Consider the following 26,435-nt stretch of genomic DNA (forward strand, 5'->3'; position numbering starts at 1 on the left):
GATACTTAAATTATATGTATTCCATACCTCTCCAATAAATCCTTTAAGTCGGGATTATAACATTGTGTAAAACATGATTTTTCCCTGGCTAACATGTAAAATTGTGAAATGAGGCTGTCCTGAAAACTTCTTTATATTCTTTCTAAAGAATATTTAAGAATTTTAATTCCTAAAAGGAGTGTGAAAGATGATTGCATTTTTTCTTATTATCTTGGTAACCATACTTGTCCTGTTCGCCATCTATTCTAATCGAACAAAGGGTGTTTTCCCTGAGGACTTCAAAATGCAGCATTCACCACTTAAAATTGGACATCGCGGTGCATCTGGATATTGCCCCGAGAATACAATGGCATCTTATAATAAAGCTATTGAATTGGGAGCTGATTTCCTGGAAGTGGATATCCATCTTAGTAAAGATGATGTACTTGTGGTTCATCATGACCCAACTCTGGATCGAACCACGAACGGCAAAGGGAACATCCGTGATTACACGGCTGCCGAATTAAAGGAACTGGATGCAGGAAGCTGGTATCATTCCCGTTTTAAAAACGAAAAAATTCCTTTATTAAGTGAGGTATTGGAAAATTTCGGGTCAAAAGTCGGAATCTTAATCGAATTAAAACATCCATCTGCTTATCCCGGCATTGAACGGAAACTTGCAGAAGAATTAGGAAAATTCCAAGAATATTCAACAAGTGAAAATAGGATAATGGTTCATTCGTTCGATATGGAATCCATGAAAAGGTTTCATCAATTAATGCCAGACATACAAGTGGGCGTTTTGATAAAACGGCGAATTAATGACCAAAAATTAAAGGAGATTGCCGAGTTTGCATCATTTTTGAATCCAAAGCAAACGATTTTGAGTACGAAACTGCAAATGCGAATCCAAAAGCACGGGATGAAAGTATATACATGGACCGTCAACAATAAAAAACAAATCCGCATGTTCAAAAAGATGCAGTTAGATGGGATCATTTCTGATTTTCCTGATTATTTTTTTGATTGAATCATTGAATGAATTTGCCTTCTTCACTCTAATAAGGGTTACAGAAATTTTTATAATCATGGTTCGGGGTGAGACCATTCCGAACCTCCTTCTTAAAAAAACTTCCCCGTTGTTTTCAGCCGGAGCACTTTTGTTGGGGTTCAGGCATTTATTCGACCGTTCACGCATTTATTCGACCTACATCGCACTTTATTCGACCGTTCACGCATTTATTCGACCCACACCCCACTTTATTCGACCGTTCATCATTTTATTCGACCTACACCCCACTTTATTCGACCGTTCACCATTTTATTCGACCCACACCCCACTTTTTTCGATCTACACCGCACTTTATTCGGTCGTCCACGCATTTATTCGACCTACACCCCACTCTATTCGACCGTTCACCATTTCATTCGACCTACACCCAACTTTATTCGACCCACACCCATTTTATTCGACCCCCTTTTGTCCACAACTGAACAATCCGCTAATGCGGATTGTTATTTTAATAACAATGAAAGAATTGTATCTCATGCGCGTCCGTTCCATAATATGCCCATCGCTGTTGACTTCGTCTCCATCGATAACCTGCCACGGAATTATAGCCGACATATGTGGGGTAAAACCAAAATGAGCGGCCATTTTTAAGCCAAACATACGTATGTTTGTATAAACACCCTTTCATTGAATCAGTGTCCATTGCCTTAGACATTCCATCGTGAAGTTGTGGAGTGAATAATGGCGGAGCTATATGAGGCGGGCCTCCTCCGTGCGGCGGCCGCGGCGGCGGATGGTCCCCATAGGACGGGCCAGGCGGGCCAGGAGGAGTCCTTACATCCATTATCTGTTTTGGATATGGAATCGCCAAGAAATCATTATCCATGTTTCGGAGATGTGCATTTTGATAGATATTTTCAGTACCGTTATGGTGTTGATAGAATGAATTGTATGGTTTCATACTTTTTCACCTCATAATTGAACTTTCTTTTATCCGTATGTAGACGAACGGCCATATGTGCATTTTCATTCCTAATTACTGTCTCGACTCTGTGGTTCTACTGAATCTTTAAACGGAAAATAATGCGTCAGAAAATATTCCCTGTTTATTTTTTGAAAAAATCCCTGTATTTTTTAGCTTTCTTGCACTAGAATTTGATATAGTGTTCTTAATGATTTAAACTCAATAAAGTCAAAAGTCATTTCAGGCCCTGAATCATTGTGGGAGGCCAAATTTTCTTATCTTAGAAAAAACGAGGGATTCCTATGTGGGAATTATTATTAGAATTCGATTATCAGACCGTTCGCCATGCGGTATGGGCAGGTTACTTATTTACCTTTGTCTTTCCACTGGCTGCGTTTTACTTCTTAAATAAAAAGCAATCGCTCTTGAACGACAAATATCAAGCTTCCGTTCATACAGATAAAAGTAAATCCCCCGTTCATGCGGGCAGCATTTTTGACTGGCGCGGTGCACAGCGCTTCTTCACATTTATCCGGCAAAAGGATTCACCAGATGATTCCGATGAGCCAAGCCTCCTTCTCTTTGTTTAACCACTAACAATTTGAGGAGGAAATTATATTGAAGAAGAAAAACATGTTTCTAATTGCAGTACTATTTCTGGCAACGACCCTATTGACAGGATGCTCAGCAGCAACGAGCGGTCCATTTCATACCGCTTTGGTTAACCCTATGACAAAAATGTTGGAATTTAATGCTGATTTATTTAATGGCAACTATGGTTTAAGCATCATCATGATGACATTTTTGATTCGCCTTGTCTTGCTTCCACTGACTGCCAAGCAATATAAAACACAGCTTAGCATGAAAACGAAGATGAATGGGCTGAAACCGGAAATGACTGCAATCCAGCAGAAAATCAAAGAGACGAAAGATCCAGCTAAACAAAAGGCCCTTCAACAGGAAATGATGCAGCTTTACCAAAAGCATGGAGTCAATCCTTTAAATATGGGCTGTTTGCCGCTCTTAATTCAAATGCCGATTCTAATGGGCTTTTATTATGCGATCCAAGGCTCACATGAAATTGCGACCCATAGTTTCCTTTGGTACAGCCTTGGTCAGCCGAATATTGCCATGGCGATTATTGCTGGTGTCATTTATTACTTCCAATCGGTCATTTCCATGAGACAAATGCCGGAGGAACAGCAGAAACAAATGAAGATGATGAGCCTGCTCTCACCAGCAATGATTTTATTCATTTCTTTCTCCGCTCCTGCTGCTTTGCCGTTATACTGGTCAATCGGAGGTATATTCATGATTGTTCAGTCCATCGTGCTTCAGCGAATATATAAAAAAGACCATGCCGGTGTTCCCGCTGCAAATGAAACGGTTATGAAAAAAAGCTAATCCAATTGGATTAGCTTTATTTTCATAAAGTTAAATTTTCGCGAGTAATTGCTAGCCTTGATGGAAAGTGGATTTTCAGGGCGAAATTCACTATTTTATTTCTTTGGCAATGGATTTGTTGATACCTTTTCGAAAAACTTCTCTACATATTCGAAATCCGTGTAAAAGAACAATAATAGGTCACCCGGTTGTGATGTTTCCCACGCTTTTACGAATGCGTCCAATTCATTAGGTTCGATTAAGGTCCGATCTTTTTGTAACCCTGCTTCTACGGCAGCTTCCTGAAGCAGTCTGGCTACTTCGAACGGCTCCCTGCCCCGCAAATCATCGTCTTCTTTAATGATGAATAGATCAGAATTCATGGCCGCCTCCTTGGAGAGCCTGATTAGCTCTTCATCAATACGGTCCCCAGGTCCTGCCAAAACAGTGATAAGACGATTTTTGTTATAGGCACTGACCGTTTCGAATATGGCCTTCAATCCTGCTTCATTATGGGCATAGTCGATGATGATCGTGCGCTCTTTCAACTTTTTTAAATTGAAACGTCCTTTGGACAAATTCGTATCAGGCATAAATTTGGCAGCCTTCCTTCGTAGTTCTTCCATTGAAATGCCTTGAGTCTCGGCTGCGGCTAACGCTTGAAGTAAATTGGCGATATTATGACGTGCCATGCCGGAAATCGTTATTGGAATCTTGGTGCAATCCATAAATTGTCGGATGACACCATCAGATGAATGACAGATTACACCTTGTTCATTGACGTACCAAACTTTACATCCCCCATTTATCGCAGCCTTCACGTGAGGCTGGGTGGCATTAGTAGAGGTGTAAATGACCTCTCCATCTGTATGAGCGTTCATGGCTGCTACATTCGGATCATCTGCATTCAGCACACAATAGCCTGTTTTCATTACGACTTCGGCTACCAGCCTCTTTAATTTAATGAGATCATCCAATGTATCGATTCCATCATGGCCGAGGTGATCCTCACTTACATTGGTAATGATCCCCACATCACATTTACGAAAAGCAAGACCTTCACGAAGAATCCCTCCCCGGGCCGTTTCCAATACGGCTACATCAACTTCAGGATGGGCCAATACCATTCTTGCACTGACCGGGCCACTGCAGTCACCTTGATCCATTACCTCATCGCCGATATATACTCCATCTGAATTCGTCATACCCACCTTTGTATTTTCATTAGAAAGAAAATAATGAACCAATCGGGTCGTTGTCGTCTTTCCATTTGTTCCGGTCACTGCGATGATCGGTATAGCTGCCTCTTCCCGAGTCGGAAATAAATAATCGACAATGGCCTTGCCTACATCCCTTTTTTTCCCTTCGCTCGGATAATGATGCATTCGAATTCCCGGAGCAGCATTCACTTCAATAATCGCAGTCCGTGAATGTTCGATTGGTTTGGATATATCCTCACAGATAAAATCGATTCCGGCTATATCCAGACCAACCGCTTTCGCGGCAGCAACCGACATATTTTTAATGGTGGGATGAACCTGATCCGTTACATCGATTGCCTTTCCACCAGTCGAAAGATTTGCATTGCCGACAACTTGAACCAATTCCCCTTGATTCGGAATGGTATCGAGCGTCCGATTCGATTTTTCCAAATAACACGTCACAGTATGTGTAAGCGGGATCTTTGACATTGCCTTCTCATGTCCTTCTCCCCGCAAATCATTACAATTTTCCTTTTCTATCAATTTACGTATCGATTCCTTACCGTTGCCAATAACAAAGGGAGGAAGCCTCAAACTAGCGGCTATAAGTTCACCGTTGACTATCAGTAACCGATAATCATGTCCTTCAATATGTCGTTCGACTATGTACTTCTCCACATGCGACTCCAAACAATTGATTACATTGAATAGTTCATCCTTATTTTTGATATGGGTGATGACGCCCTGCCCCTGCCTCCCATTGTACGGTTTAATGACCAGCGGAAAACCCAGCCTGTCCGCCGAGGCAAAGATATCTTCGATGGAATGGGCAACTTCCCCTTCAGGTACAGGGAGTCCACACCCTCTTAAAATTGATTTGGTCAATGATTTGTCACATGAATTCTCAACGGCAATATTCGAAGTCTGGCTGGAAATTGTCGCCTGGACATACTTCTGCCTTGTACCGGTTCCTAAACGCAGTAAGCTTTCATCACCCATTCGCTCGACAGGGATACCTTTTGCTTGTGCTGCTTTAAAAATGGCTTCGGTACTTGGCCCCAGTTTATTTTTATAATATAACTGCTCTATTTGTTTTACATAAGATTGTACATTTATATGCTTTTCACCATTCAGGATGGCTTCCGCTATATCTTTTGCTGCTAAAAAAGCTTGAAGACCTGAGTGAGGCTCCTGATAGTCAAAGGTCACATAATAAAAGCCCTTCTTTTCCATCATTATCGTTTTTCCACGAATGGCTTCGATTCCGGCCAGGTTTTGAAGCTCAATCGTCATATGCTCCAATATATGTCCCATCCATGTTCCTTTTCTCAGCCTCTCGGCGAAACCGCCTCGATACCCTTTTGAACATGTGTGGCTTCCCAGGTTCGGGAGTGCCTTTAACAATTTTTCATTGAATCCAGGTATTGAATCAGATGGTTTCTGTTCCAGTTCCCCTATATCCAATTCAATGCAAATCGTCGGTGTATAAGCAAAATAATTAGGTCCTTTTAAATAACGGACTCGATTGATTATCATTGTTGGATCCCCTTTTTCATCAACAATTTCCTTGCAAGCAGGTCAAAACGGTATCCTCTGGTTAGTGCATGTAGGTTAAATCCCGAAAGAGTCAACTCTTCACTGCCATTATCAGAAGATGTGATATTGATATAGTCACTTGTGCTGCCATCAAGCACCAATACTTGATGTTGGCCAACTACTTCAAAATGACCGTCTTTAACTAAAATTGCTGTATTTTCATCTATGCCAATACCCATAATTTCCTTTTTCCCTGCTATCGCACTTAACAGGCGGTCAAATCGGCCACGCTGGGAAAAATGTTGATCGATTATCAAATCGTCAAGGAAGCCGAAACCCATCCCAATCTCAACCTTTAACTTATTGTCATTCAGCATCGTGTCAGCAGCAATGATCATATGCTTACCTAAAATGGAAGCACCAGCACTTGTCCCTGCTATCACCATTCCTTTATGCCAGGCTTTAGAAAGGGCATCGTGGAATTTGGTTTTTCCAATCAGCTCAAACAATCGGCTTTGGTTTCCCCCTGAAATGAAGATGGCGGAAAAAGATGTCAGCTGTTCACAAATTGCTGGGTCATCTGCATCCTGCCTTGAATCCAGCTTGATCACTTCCACCCTGCCCACGCCTAAATCCCTGAAAATTTTGATATACTCTGTACTCACTTCCTCAGGAATTTCACTCGCTGTAGGCAATATTCCTATTCCGCCATCCCTATTACGGGTTGCAAGCTCGACAAATTTATTTAATACTTCACCTTCAAGGCACTTATCCTCTGCCCCGCCAATGATAAGTAATTCACCACAATTCATTCATCATACTCACCTTTACAAATGGATTAACATCATGAAATTGCTCAAAATAGAACACATAATGACTAGTATGGCAACTTCTATCAATCTTCATTCATAAAAATGGGAAACTGTAGAATTTTGTTTAACTTAATGTAAAGAGAGGAAAAGTAATAGAGTAAAAAAATAAAAAGGAGTGTGCAAAAATGAGCGAAAACCAAATTAAAGAAAAAGTATTGAACATCATCCGTGATCATAAAATAGGAGTTTTATCTTCAGTTGAAAACAACAAACCACATTCACGCTATATGACATTCTTTAACGATGATTTAACTTTATACACACCAACGAGTGGAAAGACGGAAAAAATTGATGAAATTGAAAAGAATCCTAATGTTCATATCCTGATCGGCTATGATAATAAAGGATTGGGCGATTCTTACCTGGAAATCTCAGGTACCTCGAAAATAAACGATTCACAGGAACTGAAGGATAAATTATGGAATGAATCCTTTGAAGATTGGTTCGAAGGTCCGAAAGATCCGAATTATTTAATCCTGCAAATTAAGCCGGAAAGCATCCGATTGATGAACAACAACGGTGAACCTCCACAAGAATTATCATTGTAAATCTTTATTTTTTGTACTTACGCCAAATGACGAGTATTACGCTCAAACTCACGAGTAAATGACCAAAATTCACGAGTAAAACACCAAATCTCACGAGTATTTGATCGAAATTCACGAGTATTACTCCAAATCAGGAGTAAATGACCGAAATTCACGAGTAAAACACCAAAACTCATGAGTATTTGATCGAAATTCACGAGTATTACTCCAAATCACGAGTAAATGACCGAAATTCACGTGCATTTCACTAACACAGTACTATACTAAAAATAGCGCTATAAAACAGTTAAAAGCCCGCACATGAGTACGGGCTTTTTTCACGATTACACCAGCTCTGATTGGATATAGTGCAAAATCAGATTGGCTGTATGCTTTAATGAAGAAACATGTGTCCGCTCGAAGGCATGTGAGGCATCGATTCCCGGTCCGATCAGACCATGTACGACATCATATCCTGCCCGGATTGCAGCAGAAGCGTCCGATCCATAATATGGATAAATATCGACGCGGTAGTCGACGGCATTTGCTTGGGCAAGTGAAACTAAATGCTGACGCAATTTATAATGATATGGACCTGAGGAGTCTTTTGCGCAAATGGATACGCTGAATTCATCCGTCGATTGTCCATCGCCGATCGCGCCCATATCGACTGCTAGATATTCGACTGTTTTCTCAGGGATATTGGAATTTCCGCCATAGCCGATTTCTTCATTGTTGGAAATCAGGAAATGGGTCGTATATGCCAATTTTATTTTTCCTGCGGAAATGAGGTCAATGATATGAAGGAGGATGCCAACGCTAGCTTTATCATCCAAATGCCTTGATTTCAAAAAGCCTGTATCCGTCACTTCCACTCTTGGTTCAAAGGAGACAAAATCTCCAACAGAAATGCCAATGGCCTCTGTTTCCGCTTTAGTCTTCACGACAGCATCTATCCGGACCTCAATTGTCTCATCATCACGCTTGGCATCGCCGGCATTTTTATATACGTGGACAGAGGTCTGATTGATTAAAATGGTCCCGGTGATAATGGTTCCGTCAGCTGTATGGATTTTACAATACTCCCCTTCCACTGAGTTCCAGCGGAAACCGCCGATCATTGTCAATTTAAGACGGCCATTCGCCTTGATTTCCTTTACCATGGCCCCCAGTGTATCGACATGGGCAGTCAGCAAACGATGTTTGCCATCATTTTCGCCTTTCAATGAAGCAAGCAATGCCCCTTTATTCGTGATCTTGTAAGGAACCTTCCTCTGCTCCATGAAATCAGCCGCGTATTTAATGGCTTGCTCTGTATAGCCGGAGGGGCTGGGTATGGACACCAATTCTTTTATGTAAGATACAATTTCTTTTTCTTCGATCACACTCATGCGTATCATCTCTCCTTTCCTCTTGCTTCATTATATCTTTTTATGGCAACTTTTAACATATTTAAAGACCGCCAAAAGGCGGTCCTTTAATGATTTAACTCATAAAAGCCAGGACAGGCAACATGGCCATAACTATTGTTGAAATTCCATATAACGCTAAGTTCTCCATATTCACTCTTCTTTTCCACTTATCGCGCCATACTTTGTATCTGTCCATATCTTCGTTCCTCATAAAAAAACCTCCTTCATGATGAAAGTTCAACTTACTTCAACTGTCTTTGTTTGTTGGACATTTCCTTCATATATTCCAAGAAGGCAATTCTCTTTTCGTCTGGATAGGCTACAATGTCTGCAATGATTTCCTCTTCGAGAGGTTTCAGTAAACGGCCAACCGATTCAGTAAACAATATTTCTAACTCTCTCTTTGTTTCATTAGGATTTCTCACTTCCATCAATATCACCCTTCCAATTACTTACTATTATCTATATAACCTTTATCCTCTACATTAAAACGCAAAAAAATCGACCGCCCATAAAGGCAGCCGATTGTCATCAATTAAATTATTTCGTTACCCCGACATTATGCCACTGATATTGGCGGCCAGCGAGATAATCATAACCTGTCACACGTTCATTCACTCCCGCCAATTGATAACGGAATAATGTCGGAATGACCGGAACCTCTTCATGGATCAATTCCTGCCACTCATTATACGTATCGATTCGATATTGATCATCGAAGGCTTCCTCTGAAATCCCTTTAGCAAGAAGCTCATCATTTTTTTCACTCACCCAGCGGGTATAGTTAAATTCTGCAGATCTGGACCAAATTCCTGATGGATCCGGATCGGAAGCGACACCCCATGCAGCTGAATATACATCAACTTCATCATTATCCTTTTTCAGCAGGTCATAGAATGAATTGAACTCATGCAGCCTTCCATCCTGCAATTCGACGTCCAAACCAACTTGTTCCCATTGCTGGATATAATATCTTGCTAGTGGCTCAGAAACATCGGAACCGCTCATGGAAGCAAAATTGATCTTGAACTCTTTTCCGTCTGCATCTTCACGAATGCCATCGTTATTCGTATCTACAAAACCTGCATCATCCAAAAGTTTTTTAGCTTTTTCAGGATTATATTCATATGCTTTTACATCTTTATTGTTATATTTAAAGTTCGGTGTAATGACAGAGTTGGCAGGGAAGCGAAGGCCCTTGAACATCTTTTCGCCAACTTCTTCATTATTGATGGCATATGCCATTGCCTGACGAAGGCGTTTGTCACCGAATTTCGGGTTCTCATCCATAACGTTTTCTTCTTTTTCCTTATCATAATGACCGAAGTTGAAACCAATATAGGAATAAGCCAATTCCACTTTCCCCAATAATTCGATGTTATCCAATTCCTTGGCCTGATCATATTGCTCAGCCAGGACCTCCGCTACATCGAGGTCACCATTTTCAAGTGACTTGACGACAACGGCCGGATTCACGACTTTTAATGTGACACTGTCCAATTTAGGTTCACCGCGGTAATAATCTTTATTCGCTTCGAATTCGACCGCTTCCCCTTGAACGATTTTCTTCACTTTGAATGGTCCAAAACCAATCGGATTTTTACGGATTTTATCCGAAGATTCCAAATCTGCAATTGGAACATCTTTTAAGTATTCTTTATGAAGCGGGTATGTCCATAATCCAGTCGTGACGGAAGGATTCGCTTTTTTGAAAGTGAAAGTGATTTTCTTGTCGTCGACTTTAATGCCTGAAATCTTATCCGCTTTCCCTTCATGATACTCCTCCATACCCTCGATTAAAGCCATTTGTTCATCATAGCGTACACCTTTGTAATCCTTGCTTCCCATGACAAGGTATGCATATTCTAAATCAGCGCCTGTCACTGGCTTTCCATCATGCCAATTTACATTATCCTTAATCGTCAGCGTGACCGTTTTATGATCATCCGAAATCTCATAGGAAGCGGCACCTTCATTCGTGAAAACATAGTTTTCGTCTGTATCCAATAAATCTTCATCAAAGAATGTGATAACTTGGTTATCAGGCTCGCCTTGATAGAAAACTTTGTTTAATATCCCTTCAAACGGGGTATCGGATACCAATCCATATGTCAAATGGCCGCCTTTAATCGGCTCTCCTTGATTCGTCGTCTTTGTCGGGAATTTAGAGGTATCGACCTGTTCGACATCTTTCCCTTTTTTCTCTTTCGTTGACGATTTCTCCGTATCATCCGAACATGCAGCAAGCAGTAGAGACGAAATGGCCAATGCACTTAATACCTTACTGTAGCTTTTGATTTTCATATCATACACTCCCCTTTTTTATGCTCTTCTTTGTCTTGCATCGGCTGCGCGTTTTAACGCTTGACCAACGAAATTTATACTCAGCATCAACACTAAAATCATGAGTGATGCGGGTACCCATATCCACCACTTGTTTTCCAGAACATCTGGATTTCGAGCATAACTGATGAGCGTCCCTAAACTCGGTGTGCTCTCCGGGAGACCGAACCCTAAGAAAGTCAAACTGGATTCTAGGCCTATATTGCCAGCAAGGTTCAAAATGAAGTTAACGATGATCAGTGAACTGACATTGGGCAGAAGCTGAAACAGGATGATTTTCCAATGTGGCGTCCCGAGTGTCTGTGAGGCGTGGATATAATCCAGCTCACGCTCTGACAAAGCCTTTGAACGAATCAGCCGGGCCTTGCCTGTCCATAAAAACATCGTCATGATTAAAATGAAAACATATACATTGAAGATCGGTACAATCACGACTACAACGATGATGAACATCAATTGCGGCAGGGCAATCACGAAGTCGATAATACGCATGATAACATTATCGGTTGCCCCGCCGAAGTAGCCAGCCAGAAGCCCTAATGATAAACCGATGATAGCCGTGAATAATGTAATGAACAAACTGATCGTGAATGAATTTCTCGTACCCACTATCAATTGTGCAAATACATCCCGGCCGCCATAATCGGTTCCAAGCCAATAGTCTGAAGATGGTTCCATATAAATGGAGAGAAAATCGACCTTCGCTATTTCCTTGGCGTCCATGAAGAGCGACGCACCGTAAACAAAAATCAATATGGCTGCTAATATGATCAATGAGCCCATGGCAAGCTTATCCTTTTTGATTTCCTGCCAGATGATTTTGATTCCTGAAGGGCTCACATCTTTCACTTGTATGTTCTTTCCTGTTTCTACTTTCATTTCCATACGCTCACCCCGCTCCTATTCTATCCGTATGCGCGGATCGACCGCACTAAGTATGATGTCCGAAAGAAGAGTGCCAAGCAGAGTGGCAAATCCCGTCATCATGACGATGGCCGTGACAACGCTGAAATCCCGCAGGCTGACTGAACTAAGGAAAAGCTGCCCCAGACCCGGATAACTGAAAATGGTCTCGATTATGACCGCGCCGCCGATCAATCCGGTAATTTCATAACCTAAGAATGCCGCTATCGGTAAAAAGGAATTTCTCAGGATATGCCGTGAATATACTTTTGATTCAGGCACTCCCTTCGAACGCGCAGTCCTTACGAAATCCTTGATTTTATTATCGATGATTTCATTTCGCAAATATTGGATCGTACTTGTTGTTGCAATTAAAGCTGTACTTAAAGCTGGTAAAATCAAATGATTGATCTTGCTTACAACATAGGCAAATGTTCCTTCATCCACTTTTGAATCGACACTGCCGCCAGACGGGAACCAATCCAGGGCAAATCCGAAAATGAATAACATGATTAAAGCAAAAATGAAAATCGGCGTGCCAAATCCTACATAGCTATAACCCGTAACGGTTTTATCCACCCAGGTATCGTTATACCTTCCGCTAAGTATGCCTAATGGAATCGCAAGCATATATGTAAAGATAAGCGTGACCAACGCCAGGAACACCGTGTTCCAAAGCCTGTCTTCTATAACATCCATGACGGGCGTCTTATGTGTATAGGAAATACCGAAATCCCCCTGTACTGCATTGGATGCCCACCTTATATATTGTTGGTACCAAGGGTCATTCAAACCCAGTTCTTCCCTGATCCTATCAAGCTCGGCCGGGTTGGCCCTAGGATTGATTTCCTGACCTGACAGTGCATCTCCCGGCATTGCTTTTGCCATCATGAAAACGATGATGCTCAATAAAAAGAGCTGCGGGATCATAACTAATAAACGCCTTAGGATAAACTTCCACATATTCCTTACACCTCCTTATTGTAATGCGACTCTATGTGTCGATGAGATTGGCTTCAAATCGTAGGCACGTCCATCCTCATCGAAATATTTTGAGTAGGTAGACTCATATTCCGAGGTGAGTTTTTTTCTAAGCTGCACTTTATCTTCGCGAACTTCCGGCTCTAAATCCGGAATGGCGGCAATCAGGCGCTTCGTGTATATATGTTGCGGATTTTCATAGATTTCCTCGCTTTTGCCTTCCTCTACCAATCTACCGCGATACATAACTCCCATCCGGTCACACATATGCCGGATTACACCTAAGTCATGACCGACAAATAAATAAGTCAAATTGAACTCCTGTTGGAGATCCTGAAGGAAATTCAATACCTGTGCCTGAACGGAAACATCCAGTGCTGACACCGGTTCATCCGCAATGATCAGTTTAGGTTTCAATGTCAAAGACCTGGCAATCCCAATACGCTGGCGCTGCCCCCCTGAAAATTCATGAGGATACTTGTGAATCGACTCCGGACTGAGTCCGACTTTGTCCAAGAAGTCCTGGACGATTTTCTTTTCCTCTGAAGGTGATAACCGTTCAAAGTTCCTCAGCGGTTCGGCAATGATGTCCAGTACCCTCTTCTTGGGATTCAATGATGAATACGGGTCTTGGAAAATCATTTGGATATCTTTTCTAAATGGTTTAATTTCTTTTCTACTTAAAGATGCTAAATCCCTGCCTTCAAACAGGATTTGTCCGGATGTGACATCATTCAGCTTGACCACTGCCTTGCCTGTCGTGGACTTGCCGCTTCCGGATTCCCCGACCAAACCATATGTTTCCCCTTGCTGCAACTCAAAGGAAACACCGTCCACGGCCTTTACGTGATCAACCACCCTTCTGAAAAAACCGCCCCTTATTGGAAAATGCACTTTCAGATTATCTAATTTGAGTAATGTCATGGGCCGATGCATCTCCTTCAGCTTGAAAATAAAATTCTTTATAGCACGTACAGCGCACAAAATGATCATTGCCCACTTCGTGAAGCCGGGGTGTCTCTTCATGCGCATGCTTAGGTATCCAAGGAATCCTATCTTGGAAGCGACATCCTATCCGATCCATTTTCGCTATCGATGGAACGATTCCCTCGATAACGTGCAAACGATTTTTCTCGTTTGCAGCCGAAGGAATCGAATTTAATAACGACCTTGTATATGGATGCAGCGGATTGTTGAATATCTCTTTAACACTTCCCGTTTCCACTACCTGACCTGCATACATGACAACGATCCTGTCAGCGACCTCTGCTACGACGCTCAGATCATGTGTAATTAAGATGATCCCCATTTTTGTCCTGCTTTGGATATCCTTCAGCAGATCAAGTATTTGTGCTTGAATCGTAACATCGAGTGCCGTCGTGGGTTCATCTGCAATGACCAGTGCAGGGTTGCAAGCAATGGCAATCGATATCATTGCCCTTTGCCGCATTCCGCCCGAGAGCTCATGCGGATATTGCTTGTACGTCCGTTCAGGATATGGAATTCCCACTTGTGTCAAAAGTTCGATCGTCCTATTCTTTTTTTCAGCACTGGAGAGTTCAGTATGGTAATCAAGATTCTCCTCGATCTGTTTTCCTATGGTCATGAGCGGGTTCAAAGCCGTTAATGGTTCCTGAAATATCATACCCAATTCCTTACCACGGACTTTATTCATTTGTACATCATTCAACTTTAGTAGATTTTGACCTTTATAATTGATATTTCCTTCGGATTTCGTTCTCTGCTTATTATGTAATTGCATGATAGATAAGGCCAAGGCACTCTTTCCACAACCTGATTCTCCAACAACTGCTACAATTTCATTTTCATTCACCGTAAACGAAACATCATCCACCGCTGCATGATATTTGCTACCGATTCGAAATGAGGTAGTTAGGTTCTCTATTTGTAAAATAGCTTTCTTCATCCTTGCTCCCCCTAAACTATTTTATCGGGAAAATAATTAATCTTCTGATAATTAGTTAGAATTTTAATCAATTTTTTACATTTATACAATAGTTTTTATAGAAAATAATCACATTTTTTTCATTTTTTATAACTTTAGGAATAATTTTCTGCAATAAAAAATCATTTCCTTTATAACTGTTATACAGTAAAGTTTTGAAGTCCGATTAAATATATAGAATCAATATTTTTGAATTTATTATTTCAAGATATCTTTTTTAAAGATTATGCCCATTTATTGACCTTGTCGTTTTACGTACTGCGGAATGGTTCCGATTGAAGTATTTTAATATTTCAGAAAAATTAGTATATTTGTAAGAATATCATAAAAAAGGTAATTACTTCATATATATTTCATTACTTTAAAAAAAACACCAAATTTTGATGTAATGCAATGAAACCTTTTTAAAACAGATTCGTAGAAAACGGTAGAAAATAAATGATGAGGTGATTGAATGTATTCACAAACTGTACAAACATATATGCCGTCGGTCATGCGGACGTTCGCTTTATCACTTTGCCGTTTCCGTTTTAGGGATGGCTCTCGGCACTCTTGTACCGCCATCGTTGTTTCTTCCGTTAGCGATACTTGAGATCGCCATGTTGATTGGAGCATTTATATTGCGGAGGAAAAAAGCAATCGGCTACACATTTTTGTATAGTTTCACGTTGATTTCTGGAATTACGACCTATCCGATCATCGCACACTACCTAGCTGCTGCAGGGACAAATGTGGTGATCCTGGCAGGTGTTACGACGACAGTCGTATTTGGAGGGCTGTCAATTTATGCCACAACCACCAAAAGGGACCTTTCTTTCTTGGGAGGAATGTTATTTGCTGCCTTGCTAGCTTTAGTTGTCATTAGCATTTTCAACATTTTCTCTCCATTAAGCTCTACAGCCATGCTGGTCTTTTCCTTTATCGGGATTTTAGTTTTCAGTGGTTATATTTTATATGATTTCAATCGTATGAAGCATTACGGGGTAACAGCCGAAGAAGTACCGCTCATGGCCTTGAATCTATATCTTGATTTCATTAACCTATTCATTAACATCTTGCGCTTCTTTGGTATTTTAGCAAGCGATGACTAAAGTGCTAATAGTATAAATCCTAACAAGATAACATAAGAAAGACGCTTGGACTTATCCAAGCGTCTTTTCACATTTCTTTCCCATACGGTTAAGCTGTAAGATGGTAGTAGTGATTTCCCCAAAACTCCTGGCAATGAATAAAATACCAAATCACAATGAATTTGGTCTCAATCATTAATAAGAACGGCAGAAGGGATGCGTATCTTATTTATATAATCCTGGATTTGATTGATCGGTCCATGGCAGTTTCACACCGAAAGTGCTTGCAATGAACTGTGTATCTTCCCTTCGTTTTTTCCTAATTTGGGCCCGTTGTTTTGCTGATTCATTTAAATTCATTTCCATCTCTGTTTCAGGAACCAAACGCGGAACCGGAATTGGTTTACCTTCTTCATTAATGGCAACAAATGTCAAGAATGAAATGACACATAAATTCCGGGCTCCTGTAACTAAATCCTCTGCAACCACCTTTACGATGATTTCCATTGATGTTCTGCCCGTATACGTCACGAAGCTTTCAAGGCAAACTGCATTTCCTTCGTGAATAGGGTGCAGGAAATCGACAGAATCAGTTGATGCAGTAACGACGTTGCTTCGAGCATGACGCATGGCTGATATAGCCGCTACATCATCAATGTATGCCATTAATTTGCCTCCGAACATCGTACCAATATTATTTGTATCCGGCGGGAGGACAAGGCTTGTTTTTATGACCAAAGAGTCCCGGCAATTTTTTGTTTCTTCCATGGTGACTGCACTCCTTTATGTCTGATTCTCACTAGTCCACTTTATCGAATTCTTACCTGTAAAGCAATTCACATGCTTATTTTCCTGCTATTAGTCAAAATTATGCGGCTTATAATGAAGCCAACCGCTTTCACTGCCCTTTTGGCTGCTTGCCCTGCTGCAGCTCACGCAGGCTTAAGCCAAATGTCATTTGTAAATGCGGATAATCCTTGAACCCTGCCCAATCCCCTCCCCAATCGAAACCTAACCCTTTAGCGATGGTTACGACTTCCATCCAATCCGACTTTCCATTATCGTTGCCGTCATAACTCATATCCCAAATGGCCTCGCCTTGTTTGTTAAGGAGGGCAAAATCTATCGCCAAACCGAAATTATGCAGCGATTCGCCACCTCTTGCATTCGTTACGATGTTGCCCGAGTCTGATCTGCCCTTTTCATAGAGTTCATTTTGCTCGGCTAAAGACCGGAACCCCGCCGTAATGATAACCGGGATGCCTTTGTCATTAGCCAATTGAATGAGCTCGTCCTTTTTTTCGGCGACGATCGGATTCAGCTCGTCAGTCAGTTCGATTTCATCCAGATCAGGAGGAAGCATATACTTGAACAAGAGCCCCAGTAACAATCCTATAAAGCCCAATACCAAAAATGTTCTTACCCAAGTGGCTTTCACTGAAAAATCCTTCCTTTACGAATATCTGTCTGAAAGTGAAAAACTCAACCAAAGACGGATGAGTTTCTTCTATAACTTTGCTTTCAATTCTTCAATTTGCAATAAATGCCGTTTTTCATGAAGTCCCACGAACGGGATCCATTGCTTCAAGCTTAAATCTTTAAACAAAGGATGTGGTAATGACTTTTGTTCGAGATCAATTTCCTTTGCATGGTCAACGACCTGTACAAAAGCTTTTCGGGATTCGGACAACTTTTCCTTAACTTCACTCAAAGTTTGGTATGATTCTGACGGAATGACAAATGGCGGCGCCTGGACCTTCACTTCACGATTTAAAGTAAGCTCGATCGGTTTATCCACAGCAGGAATGCTATCGTTGCTTTTCAATTTATCGGATATGCTCTTTGTTATGGCCCTCTCCATTAAATATAAATGATCCAATACCTGGATGATGCTCCATCGTCCAGGTTCAGGATGGGCGTTCAGCTGTTCATCCGATAGTCCGTTGACCGCATTTAAAAGCTCTTCCCTGATTTTTTCATTTTCATTCATTTTTAGCATCTCCTCTTATAAGCCTCGCTAATCTCCTTTAATTATTCCATTTACTATAGGAATGTGTAAAATAATAATACTTTTTGACACAAACGAACCGATTAAAAGTTGTCTATTTTTTGAAAAGCTCTATCATAGTCATTAAGGTAAAATTCAAATGACTTTCAAAATTCATCATAGATAGTCTAAATAGGAGTGATCGCTATGAGTGGAGGACATATTCCATTCAGCCACAAAGGCCGCAGTTCCATGCATGCAATACCTTCAAAAGGAAGCATATGGTTGATGCTCAAACAAATGTTCAATCGGGTACCATCCAAATGGAAGTTTTGCACTTTGATATTATGTATCATGCTTTTCATTTCATTGCTTGAGTTCTCCATCCCCCAGTTGACGCAGTTTACGATTGATAAAGTCATTCCCGAAAAAAGATATGATTTGTTGATCTGGATTGGCACAGGAATTCTTTGTGCCAGCATCTTATTGGCGTTACTGAACTACTTTAACAGCTATATCGTTTCCAAGGTCGGTCAAAGAGCTATTATGGATATACGGAATAGCATGTATGACCACATTCAAACACTGGATATGAAATTCTTTGACAAAAATCGAACTGGTGACTTAATGTCCCGGTTGACCAATGATGTCAATTTACTGCAGCAGCTCATCTCTTCGAGCATGCTCCAAGTCTTGACGGACACGGTGACTTTCATTGCCGTGGCGGTATATATGCTTTTCATTAACTGGAAGCTGACCATTGTCCTTCTTTTTATATTCCCTTTCATGTTCTATATCACAAGGGTATTCGGGAAACGCATCAGGATGTCATTTAGGTCTGTGCAAAGTTCCGCAGGAGATGTCAGCAACCAGTTACAGGATTCCATTTCAGGAATGCGGCTCATTCAATCTTTTACGAATGAAGAGTTCGAATCAAGGCGGTTTGCCGAGCGTAATCAGGAAAATATGGCTGCAAACATTAAGTCCGTTCGACTACGTTCCATGTTCGGTCCGATTATTGATTTATTGAACAATATCGGCCTTGTAGCAGTCATTGTGTTCGGTGCTTGGCAAGTGATGGAAGGTGAATTCACAATAGGATTAATCGTGGCCTTCCTCGCCTATTTGAGGTTGCTGCAGAGTCCCGTTCGCAATTTTAGCCGTGTCATCAGCATTGTCCAGCAATCAGCCGCCGCCTTTGAGCGGATAACTGAAATATTGGAAACACAACCTGAAATAAGTGACAAGGGAAATGCCATTGAACTCCCTTCCATAAAAAAGAAAATTGAATTTCAAAGTGTTAATTTTTCTTATGATGAGAATGTTCCTGTGCTCAGCAGTTTAAACCTGACCATGAAAGCTGGTCAAGTAACCGCTCTGGTCGGCTCCTCTGGTGCAGGAAAATCGACCATCACGAGCCTTTTGATCCGATTTTATGATCCGCAAGATGGAACAATCAAAATGGATGGCCATGATATCAAAAATGTATCACTGAAATCATTAAGGGGACAAATGGGAGTTGTCTCCCAGGATATCATTTTATTCAACGGTTCCATCCGTGATAACATCATGTATGGAAAACTTGATGCTACAGATGATGAAATCATCGAATCCGCCAAAGCGGCAAATGCGCATGACTTTATCAGTGCCTTTCCTGATGGTTATGATTCTCAAATTGGAGAGCGCGGAGTCAAGCTTTCAGGCGGACAAAAACAGCGCATTGCCATTGCCAGGGCACTTTTGAAAAATCCGCAAATCATCATTCTCGATGAAGCAACGGCGGCCTTGGATACAGAATCCGAACATTTGATACAGGAAGCTCTGTCACGTTTATTGATAAACCGGACTTCAATTGTGATTGCACATCGTTTATCGACCATTCATGATGCCGATCAAATAATCGTTCTGGAAAAAGGGCAGGTTCATGAAAAAGGAACACATGAACAGTTATTGCAAAACAATGGCAGATACAAGCAGCTCCATGACTTGCAGTTCCCTCAACTAAAAGCGATATTAAATTCCTAGAAAGCAAGAATGCACAGAATGCCTTTCTGTGCATTCTTGCTTTCATTTGAAATCATAACTTTCCAAAACCCGATTCGCAATGAGCTGATACCCTTTTTCATTCGGATGTAACTTATCACTGAAATACTCTGATTTCTTTTTATCTTCAAAAAGATCATTCGTAGGAATGAATAACATCCTATTGTCTTTATCCGCTATTCCCTTTATTGACTGGTTATAATCGCGAATATGCTTTTCAAGTTTTTGATTTCCTTTAATTGGGTTATATAGTCCCACTACCAAAATATCAGCTTTATCGTTTGCCTTTATGAGTGTTGACGTAATCTTTTTCAGATGGCTGATATACTCCCGTTTACCCTCATTGATTTTTCGATCACTTATTTTCTCCAAGTCCCCGCCGTTACTATTGATCAAGTCATTTGTTCCGATATAAACGATGAAAGTATCGGCTTCATCAAGTTTCGTTTTAATGCGGTAATCATCAAGCTGTTTCATCACCCCATCCGTTTCCTGGCCTTTTATACCGTAATTCCAAAAACTCACTTTTTGTTCCGATTCCGGGTTATTCAATTCATCCTCCAGGCCTTCTATATATCCTTCTCCATCCTTATCCCCTTTTCCATAGGTTAACGAATCTCCAAAAGCCATCACCCTTTGCACATCTTCCGACTCCGAGGCCTGAAATTCATATGCAACAAAACATATAACCAGTACTATAATCAAAAAAACTGACAATTTTTTCATTTGGTTCTCCTCTGCCTTTTTACTAGAAGTATTTAATCCTTTACATACCCAAAAAATCTGCAGACTTAACATAAAAAAGGAATTGTCAGATAAAGAGTAAAAAGTGTATGATAATAAAAAACTTTCAATGGATTGGGTTTCAATTCACCGTCCCTTAAACAAAAAAACGGGATTACCCTTCATTCTGGAGATTGAATAAATGATAGTTAGGAGATTACATCATGGATGAGCACATAGAGTTTAGAGAGGCAGAACTATCTGATTTACCTAGAATTGTTGAAATATATAATTCGACAATTGCTTCAAGAATGGTCACGGCAGATACGGAGCCTGTATCCGTCCAATCGAGGGTTAAATGGTTTGAGGAACATCATTCAGAAAGTAGACCGCTATATATCATTACTATAGAAGGGAAAACTGCTGGATGGATAAGCTTTCAATCCTTCTATGGCCGACCGGCATATAATTCCACTGCCGAAATCAGCATTTATATTGATGATTATTTCCGGGGAAAAGGAATCGGACAAATTTCGATTCAAAAGGCAATTGAATTGAGTCCAAAATTAGGTATTAAGACTATATTGGGTTTCATTTTCGCCCACAATATACCTAGCCTTAAGCTTTTTTCCAAATTCGGGTTTGAAGAATGGGCACATTTACCTCAAGTTGCCGAGCTGGATGGCATTGAGCGGGATTTGATCATTCTTGGTAAACGTGTCGATATTTAATATAATTTTTTAGAGCTATTGCCTTGAGCAGTAGCTTTTTCAAATTAATACAGGTCGAATTGGCTAATTTAAAAATACCGATATGCGTTTTGGAGGGAAAAATATTCTGACTCTCTTTTACTTGCTAACGCATTTAATAGCGTATCCAATTCTTGACTGGCCTGAACAGTAAGCAGACTTGTTAAGCCGTAACTTGCTGCCAATTTGATCATTTCCTGTCTCTTTTCTTCTACCCTTTCTATAGTTACTTTACGGCAAGGCATTATATGCCACCTCCCATTTATTCAATTTTTTTACACTTTCATCATAATTAAACTACTAGTTAAAATCAACTATTTTCCAGAAATAAAATGTGTTATTTTATAGGTAAAATGTGACAAAACACCTACTTTATTCTTTAATTATGTATATTTTATGTCATTTTCTATTAAACGCAAAAAAGCATCCACTAGTGTATACTGTGAATGCTTACATCATATCCCTTATCCAAGAGCCCAAAATATAGCCCATCGCTTACTATGTCATCCATTCAGAAGGTGACTCGTTATTAGGTCTATTTATAACAATCTTATATTCATCTTCAAGCACTTTTAATGGGGCATCATAAAGGTGCCTTTCATCAGAGGTTTTGTATACTCCATTGGCCAATAGCTCTTCAATGAGCTTTGCCTTCCTCTGTTCAATCCTCTTAAATAATTCTGCCATGTAAATGGCTCCTTTCCTAGTCATCCTAGAGCCTGCTTCTAGTTAGCTAACTTTATCAACTTGTTTGATTTTCACCAAATTATATATACCTTTTCTATTATGTCACTAAACGTTATTTCCCAAAAATAAAAGCCCCTTCTAATTCAAGAAGAGGCTGACTGTGTCCGTACGGCTCTTCTTATCTTCCAAGCATATGCTTGTTGGATTTAGCACAGTTCCCAAAATGGGTCCGCTGCCGAGGTTTCTTTGGGCCAAGTCCCTCCACCTCTCTGGATAAGAATTCGATATATAAATGATGTAGAAATGATTCTACCCTAATAATTATCAAAAGTCAATTACCTGGTTCTCCCTTTTTCCCTGGACATTACATGCTCCCTCTTCAAATGCGGGTTGCATTTTCTTGTCTTTCTGATATGATGTCAGTAATTACATACAATTCACACCACTAGGGGAGTCTTTATTAAGACTGAGATGGAAATAGTTTCCGGACCCTTTGAACCTGAACCGGCTCATACCGGCGGAGGGAAGTGGATGATATCGTCCATTTACAGACTATATCCATCTACCCCGTTCAGTATTCAGGAACGGGGTTTTTCATTATCTAGGGAACCATTCTAAAGGAGGATGAACAATGGAGAATATTAAAACAGAAACATTCAGTGATAGACTTCATGCACGGGCAAAAGAGATTTGGAAAAGGAATCATTCACATCCCTTTGTCCAAGCAATTGGAAATGGTACGCTTCCTGAAAAGAAATTTGCCTATTACATGAAGCAGGACTATATCTATCTCATGGATTATTCCAAGCTCTTTGCTTTAGGTGTCATCAAAGCCCATAACATCGAAACCATGGCAAAGTTTGCGAGTATTTTAAATGAAACCCTTCAAGTGGAAATGGATATCCATCGGCAGTATGCTTCCGAATTCGGGATCAGTTCCAAGGAATTGGAAGAAACAGAACCTACTCCCACCACTCTAGCCTATACAGGTTACATGATAAATGCAGCTCAGCATGGGACATTGGCAGACTTGATCGCCTGTCTCCTGCCATGCGCTTGGGATTACTATGAAATCGGTTTGCTATTAAAAAAACAAAATGGAGCAGCATTGGAAAACAATCGCTACGCAGATTGGATAAGGTCCTATTCATCACCTGAATTCGGGGAAGCACACAAGTGGCTGATCGCATTGTTGGAAGAATTGACGGAAGGCATGCCAGAAAAGGAACTTCTTAGATTAGAAAAGCACTTTTTGGTTACTTCCCGATATGAATATTTATTCTGGGATATGGTTCAAAATGAGCAGGATTGGCCGCTGTAGGTCGCAGACATGATGATGAATCCTATCAAGAAACTGACGTTGACTGCCATGATAACGGCTATAACGACACTGACCAGTTCATTTATTTTCATCCCTGCAGGATTTGCAAAGGTCTTTCCTATTCAGCATCTGGCAAATGTCCTCACGGCCGTTCTATTGGGGCCTGCTTATGCTGTGACACAAGCTTTCCTAGTTTCCATCATTAGAAACATGTCTGGTACCGGTTCAATATTCGCCTTTCCCGGGAGCATGATCGGTGCACTTTTGGCTGCCATCCTTTATCGAAAAACACAAAGCTTAAAATTCGCTTGTTTAGGTGAAGTGATCGGGACCGGCATTCTCGGTTCCATGGCCTGTTATCCACTTGCCATCCTCCTATTAGGAGAAAAAGCAGCTCTTTTTGGTTTTTTACCGGCTTTTATGCTCAGTTCATTCGCAGGTTCGATTTTAGCTTTCATATTACTTAAAATACTTTTAAAAAATAATTATATGAAGGGGTTTTTTTATGAAAACAGCATTAACCATCGCCGGCTCTGATTCAGGAGGCGGTGCTGGAATACAAGCGGATTTAAAAACATTTTCTGCACATGGGGTATTTGGAATGTCTGCCATTACAGCCGTAACCGCACAAAATACAATGGAAGTCCGTTCAGTACAGCCAATTGAAACAGCTATCATATCGGACCAAATTGCAGCTATATTTGAAGATATTCCTGTCGATGCAGTAAAAATAGGCATGCTTGGATCAAAAGAAATCGTGGAAACAGTCGCTGCGTCCCTTAAAACCTTCATGCCTGCCATCGTTATCCTTGACCCTGTCATGATTTCCAAAAGCGGCCACCATTTGCTCGACGAAAAGGCTGTCTCCGCCTTAAAAATGGACTTACTTCCGTTTGCAACACTTGTAACACCAAATGTACCGGAAGCGGAAGTGCTTACTGGCTTGTCGATTCGGACGAAACAAGATTTCTACAAGGCATGCATTTCAATACAAGAAATGGGTCCCAAAGCCGTTTTACTTAAAGGGGGCCATGCAGCGGGAAATCCAAATGATCTTTATTATGATGGGACTGACTTCCACTGGATCAAGGGAGAGCGCATACATACAAAAAACACTCATGGTACGGGCTGTACCCTATCATCCGCCATTACATCAAACCTGGCAAATGGCCTGCCCTTGCAAGAGTCGATCGAACAGGCCAAGACTTATATTTCTGAAGCGATACGCAATAGTTTTTCAATCGGTAAAGGTCATGGTCCTGTCCATCATTTTCATTCATATTCAAAAAAAGAACGGAGTGACTTAATATGAAGGTTTCCGCAGCCGATTTATTCGTGAAGGTAAAAGAAAGAAAACCACTCGTCCACCAAATCACCAACTTTGTTACGGTCAACGACTGTGCAAATGCCACCCTTGCCATCGGTGGTTCACCAGTGATGACATCGAGCCCAAGAGAAGTGGCGGATATGGTTAAATTAGCGGATGCATTGGTCCTGAATTTCGGTACGATCGATGATAAAGCCTTGGAAGCAATGGAGATTGCCGGTAAGACGGCAAATGACCTGGATATCCCGGTCATTTTGGACCCGGTGGGAGTTGGTGCCACCGCCTATCGATCAGAGCAAGTGAAAGAGCTCCTAAGTAAGGTTACTTTCCACATCATTCGCGGCAATGCAAGTGAGATCCTTTCATTGATGGGTGGGGATACCGTTACTCGCGGGGTGGATTCGGAGGAGCTTGCGGTCAGCAATGCAGAGCTGGCTGCTCGAGCCGCAAATAAATTGAATTGCATCGTCGTGGTCAGCGGAGCGAAGGATGCGGTCAGCGATGGAAAACGTACGTCCATCATCGATAACGGGAACCTGCTATTAACTAATGTTACAGGTACCGGTTGTATGTCCACTGCTCTTATCGGCACTTTTTCTGGAGTCACCGATGATTTCTATTCTGCGGCGATTGCCGGTATCTCAACCATGAGCATTTCAGGGGAACTAGCTGCCAAAAACCTTCAAGAGGATGAAGGAACAGGAACGTTTCGTGTGCGATTAATCGATGCAATATCAAGAATGGATAAGGAAATCTGGATGCATGAGGTGAAAATAAATGAAGAAGTCCCAAATTGATTTAAGCCTGTATTTAGTTACGGAAGAGTCCCTGGCAATAGAAGAATTGACCAAAATCATTGCAGAATCGGTTTCAGGAGGAGTCTCGATCGTACAGCTTAGAGAGAAAAATAATTCCTCCCTCTCCTTTTATAATAAAGCTTCTGCATTAAAACAGTTATTGAACGAGCTGTCCATTCCCCTTATCATCAATGACCGGGTGGATATAGCACTTGCTGTTGCAGCGGATGGAATTCATATTGGGCAAGATGACCTTCCACTGCCTGCCGTCAAAAAAATGGTTCCTGAAGATATGATCGTCGGTGTATCTGTTTCCAATCTTGAAGAGGCTCTAGAAGCGGAACGAAATGGAGCAGATTATATCGGAGTCGGTTCCGTTTTCCCTACAAAGACCAAACAAGATGCAACCTTAATGGCAATTGGGGATCTGGAGGAAATTTGCCGCAGCGTATCAATTCCCGCCGTAGCCATCGGGGGTATCACGGCCGATAACATTTCCTCCCTTTCTGCTAGCGGGCTTTCAGGTACCGCAGTCGTATCAGCCATCATGAATGCAGAAAGTCCTAAGACTGCCTCCGAATCCCTTTTAAAAATCATAAAGGACTTTAAATAACAAAAGGATGGGGACTGAATACAGTCCCATCCTTTTGT

The 26,435-nt window shown here is 41.1% G+C and carries 29 protein-coding genes and 2 riboswitches; of the genes, 12 read left to right on the forward strand and 17 right to left on the reverse strand.

All coding sequences use genetic code 11. The features are described from left to right. Positions 1 to 187 precede the first annotated feature (187 nt). The gene (locus LQ188_RS17955; protein ID WP_230177637.1) at positions 188 to 1,009 is read left to right on the forward strand and encodes a glycerophosphodiester phosphodiesterase family protein; all 822 of its coding nucleotides are present in this window, start codon (positions 188 to 190) and stop codon (positions 1,007 to 1,009) included. A gap of 490 nt (positions 1,010 to 1,499) precedes the next feature. Here the strand turns inward: LQ188_RS17955 and LQ188_RS17960 are convergent, their stop codons facing one another. Continuing rightward, positions 1,500 to 1,952 (reverse strand): hypothetical protein, encoded by a 453-nt coding sequence (locus tag LQ188_RS17960; protein WP_101224473.1) that lies wholly within the window; start codon positions 1,950 to 1,952, stop codon positions 1,500 to 1,502. A gap of 305 nt (positions 1,953 to 2,257) precedes the next feature. Between LQ188_RS17960 and LQ188_RS17965 the strand changes: the two genes are divergently transcribed. After that, a complete protein-coding gene (locus LQ188_RS17965) occupies positions 2,258 to 2,545 on the forward strand; it encodes a hypothetical protein (RefSeq protein ID WP_101224472.1) in 288 nt (95 codons plus the stop codon). A 28-nt stretch (positions 2,546 to 2,573) separates the two neighbouring features. Further along, positions 2,574 to 3,359, forward strand: a complete 786-nt coding sequence (yidC, locus tag LQ188_RS17970) for a membrane protein insertase YidC (protein WP_230177639.1) — start codon at positions 2,574 to 2,576, stop codon at positions 3,357 to 3,359. A 95-nt stretch (positions 3,360 to 3,454) separates the two neighbouring features. Here the strand turns inward: yidC and cphA are convergent, their stop codons facing one another. After that, complete coding sequence (gene cphA, locus LQ188_RS17975; protein WP_230177641.1) at positions 3,455 to 6,076, reverse strand: cyanophycin synthetase; 2,622 nt, start codon at positions 6,074 to 6,076, stop codon at positions 3,455 to 3,457. After that, on the reverse strand, positions 6,073 to 6,888 hold the full coding sequence (locus tag LQ188_RS17980; protein WP_230177643.1) for a cyanophycinase: 816 nt from the start codon (positions 6,886 to 6,888) through the stop codon (positions 6,073 to 6,075). The genes cphA and LQ188_RS17980 overlap by 4 nt, the downstream gene beginning before the upstream one ends. Before the next feature lie 185 nt (positions 6,889 to 7,073). Here LQ188_RS17980 and LQ188_RS17985 point away from each other — a divergent pair, with 185 nt between their 5' ends. Next, positions 7,074 to 7,496, forward strand: a complete 423-nt coding sequence (locus tag LQ188_RS17985) for a pyridoxamine 5'-phosphate oxidase family protein (RefSeq protein ID WP_230177645.1) — start codon at positions 7,074 to 7,076, stop codon at positions 7,494 to 7,496. Positions 7,497 to 7,819: 323 nt separating this feature from the next. Here the strand turns inward: LQ188_RS17985 and LQ188_RS17990 are convergent, their stop codons facing one another. The 8 genes from LQ188_RS17990 to LQ188_RS18025 form a co-directional block, all read right to left on the reverse strand. After that, positions 7,820 to 8,866 (reverse strand): M42 family metallopeptidase, encoded by a 1,047-nt coding sequence (locus tag LQ188_RS17990; protein WP_101224468.1) that lies wholly within the window; start codon positions 8,864 to 8,866, stop codon positions 7,820 to 7,822. A gap of 94 nt (positions 8,867 to 8,960) precedes the next feature. After that, positions 8,961 to 9,098 (reverse strand): hypothetical protein, encoded by a 138-nt coding sequence (locus LQ188_RS17995; protein WP_157831109.1) that lies wholly within the window; start codon positions 9,096 to 9,098, stop codon positions 8,961 to 8,963. A 31-nt stretch (positions 9,099 to 9,129) separates the two neighbouring features. Further along, positions 9,130 to 9,318 carry a hypothetical protein gene (locus LQ188_RS18000; RefSeq protein WP_034314269.1) on the reverse strand — a complete coding sequence of 63 codons (189 nt, stop codon included), beginning with the start codon at positions 9,316 to 9,318 and terminating at the stop codon, positions 9,130 to 9,132. 109 nt (positions 9,319 to 9,427) lie between these two features. Then, a complete protein-coding gene (gene opp4A, locus LQ188_RS18005) occupies positions 9,428 to 11,191 on the reverse strand; it encodes an oligopeptide ABC transporter substrate-binding protein (RefSeq protein WP_101224467.1) in 1,764 nt (587 codons plus the stop codon). Between the two features lie 18 nt (positions 11,192 to 11,209). Next, a complete protein-coding gene (locus LQ188_RS18010; protein ID WP_101224466.1) occupies positions 11,210 to 12,115 on the reverse strand; it encodes an ABC transporter permease in 906 nt (301 codons plus the stop codon). A 15-nt stretch (positions 12,116 to 12,130) separates the two neighbouring features. Beyond that, a complete protein-coding gene (gene opp4B, locus LQ188_RS18015) occupies positions 12,131 to 13,096 on the reverse strand; it encodes an oligopeptide ABC transporter permease (protein WP_101224465.1) in 966 nt (321 codons plus the stop codon). Between the two features lie 15 nt (positions 13,097 to 13,111). Beyond that, a complete protein-coding gene (locus LQ188_RS18020; RefSeq protein WP_101224464.1) occupies positions 13,112 to 14,038 on the reverse strand; it encodes an ATP-binding cassette domain-containing protein in 927 nt (308 codons plus the stop codon). Then, positions 14,016 to 15,041: an ABC transporter ATP-binding protein gene (locus tag LQ188_RS18025; RefSeq protein WP_101224463.1), complete on the reverse strand. Its 1,026-nt coding sequence runs from the start codon at positions 15,039 to 15,041 to the stop codon at positions 14,016 to 14,018. The genes LQ188_RS18020 and LQ188_RS18025 overlap by 23 nt, the downstream gene beginning before the upstream one ends. 485 nt (positions 15,042 to 15,526) lie before the next feature. Between LQ188_RS18025 and LQ188_RS18030 the strand changes: the two genes are divergently transcribed. Continuing rightward, positions 15,527 to 16,171: a Bax inhibitor-1/YccA family protein gene (locus LQ188_RS18030; protein ID WP_230177646.1), complete on the forward strand. Its 645-nt coding sequence runs from the start codon at positions 15,527 to 15,529 to the stop codon at positions 16,169 to 16,171. 204 nt (positions 16,172 to 16,375) lie between these two features. On the opposite strand, the gene LQ188_RS18035 is transcribed toward LQ188_RS18030, so the two are convergent. From LQ188_RS18035 to LQ188_RS18045, 3 genes are all read right to left on the reverse strand, one after another. After that, positions 16,376 to 16,918, reverse strand: coding sequence for an acyl-CoA thioesterase (locus LQ188_RS18035; RefSeq protein ID WP_101224034.1), 543 nt, complete (start codon positions 16,916 to 16,918; stop codon positions 16,376 to 16,378). A 130-nt stretch (positions 16,919 to 17,048) separates the two neighbouring features. Next, entirely contained in the window at positions 17,049 to 17,513 is a 465-nt protein-coding gene (locus tag LQ188_RS18040) for a M15 family metallopeptidase (RefSeq protein ID WP_230177701.1), read from the reverse strand. A 144-nt stretch (positions 17,514 to 17,657) separates the two neighbouring features. Further along, positions 17,658 to 18,140: a DinB family protein gene (locus LQ188_RS18045; protein WP_101224035.1), complete on the reverse strand. Its 483-nt coding sequence runs from the start codon at positions 18,138 to 18,140 to the stop codon at positions 17,658 to 17,660. 204 nt (positions 18,141 to 18,344) lie between these two features. Here LQ188_RS18045 and LQ188_RS18050 point away from each other — a divergent pair, with 204 nt between their 5' ends. Further along, positions 18,345 to 20,162 carry an ABC transporter ATP-binding protein gene (locus LQ188_RS18050; RefSeq protein ID WP_230177648.1) on the forward strand — a complete coding sequence of 606 codons (1,818 nt, stop codon included), beginning with the start codon at positions 18,345 to 18,347 and terminating at the stop codon, positions 20,160 to 20,162. A 42-nt stretch (positions 20,163 to 20,204) separates the two neighbouring features. On the opposite strand, the gene LQ188_RS18055 is transcribed toward LQ188_RS18050, so the two are convergent. Next, positions 20,205 to 20,906: a GDSL-type esterase/lipase family protein gene (locus LQ188_RS18055; protein WP_157831080.1), complete on the reverse strand. Its 702-nt coding sequence runs from the start codon at positions 20,904 to 20,906 to the stop codon at positions 20,205 to 20,207. A 221-nt stretch (positions 20,907 to 21,127) separates the two neighbouring features. On the opposite strand from LQ188_RS18055, the gene LQ188_RS18060 reads away from it, so the two are divergent. Next, positions 21,128 to 21,634: a GNAT family N-acetyltransferase gene (locus LQ188_RS18060; protein ID WP_101224037.1), complete on the forward strand. Its 507-nt coding sequence runs from the start codon at positions 21,128 to 21,130 to the stop codon at positions 21,632 to 21,634. 68 nt (positions 21,635 to 21,702) lie between these two features. Here the strand turns inward: LQ188_RS18060 and LQ188_RS18065 are convergent, their stop codons facing one another. Further along, positions 21,703 to 21,897 carry an aspartyl-phosphate phosphatase Spo0E family protein gene (locus tag LQ188_RS18065; RefSeq protein WP_101224038.1) on the reverse strand — a complete coding sequence of 65 codons (195 nt, stop codon included), beginning with the start codon at positions 21,895 to 21,897 and terminating at the stop codon, positions 21,703 to 21,705. 253 nt (positions 21,898 to 22,150) lie between these two features. Continuing rightward, positions 22,151 to 22,339 carry a Fur-regulated basic protein FbpA gene (locus tag LQ188_RS18070; RefSeq protein WP_034314291.1) on the reverse strand — a complete coding sequence of 63 codons (189 nt, stop codon included), beginning with the start codon at positions 22,337 to 22,339 and terminating at the stop codon, positions 22,151 to 22,153. A gap of 175 nt (positions 22,340 to 22,514) precedes the next feature. Next, positions 22,515 to 22,619: riboswitch (SAM riboswitch) on the reverse strand. A gap of 157 nt (positions 22,620 to 22,776) precedes the next feature. Beyond that, a riboswitch (TPP riboswitch) is annotated at positions 22,777 to 22,882 on the forward strand. An 88-nt stretch (positions 22,883 to 22,970) separates the two neighbouring features. On the opposite strand from LQ188_RS18070, the gene tenA reads away from it, so the two are divergent. Genes tenA through thiE form a run of 5 tightly spaced genes read left to right on the forward strand, consistent with a single transcriptional unit; the run spans position 22,971 to position 26,397 of the window. Then, positions 22,971 to 23,660: a thiaminase II gene (tenA, locus tag LQ188_RS18075; protein ID WP_101224039.1), complete on the forward strand. Its 690-nt coding sequence runs from the start codon at positions 22,971 to 22,973 to the stop codon at positions 23,658 to 23,660. A 15-nt stretch (positions 23,661 to 23,675) separates the two neighbouring features. Further along, complete coding sequence (gene thiW, locus LQ188_RS18080; RefSeq protein WP_230177703.1) at positions 23,676 to 24,197, forward strand: energy coupling factor transporter S component ThiW; 522 nt, start codon at positions 23,676 to 23,678, stop codon at positions 24,195 to 24,197. After that, positions 24,166 to 24,972, forward strand: coding sequence for a bifunctional hydroxymethylpyrimidine kinase/phosphomethylpyrimidine kinase (gene thiD / locus LQ188_RS18085; RefSeq protein WP_101224040.1), 807 nt, complete (start codon positions 24,166 to 24,168; stop codon positions 24,970 to 24,972). Before thiW ends, thiD begins: the two co-directional genes overlap by 32 nt. Beyond that, positions 24,969 to 25,784, forward strand: coding sequence for a hydroxyethylthiazole kinase (gene thiM, locus LQ188_RS18090; protein WP_101224041.1), 816 nt, complete (start codon positions 24,969 to 24,971; stop codon positions 25,782 to 25,784). The genes thiD and thiM overlap by 4 nt, the downstream gene beginning before the upstream one ends. After that, positions 25,765 to 26,397 (forward strand): thiamine phosphate synthase, encoded by a 633-nt coding sequence (gene thiE, locus LQ188_RS18095; RefSeq protein ID WP_230177651.1) that lies wholly within the window; start codon positions 25,765 to 25,767, stop codon positions 26,395 to 26,397. Before thiM ends, thiE begins: the two co-directional genes overlap by 20 nt. The last annotated feature ends 38 nt before the right edge of the window (positions 26,398 to 26,435 follow it).

Source organism: Peribacillus sp. Bi134 (assembly GCF_918698065.1).
Taxonomy (GTDB): Bacteria; Bacillota; Bacilli; order Bacillales; family DSM-1321; genus Peribacillus.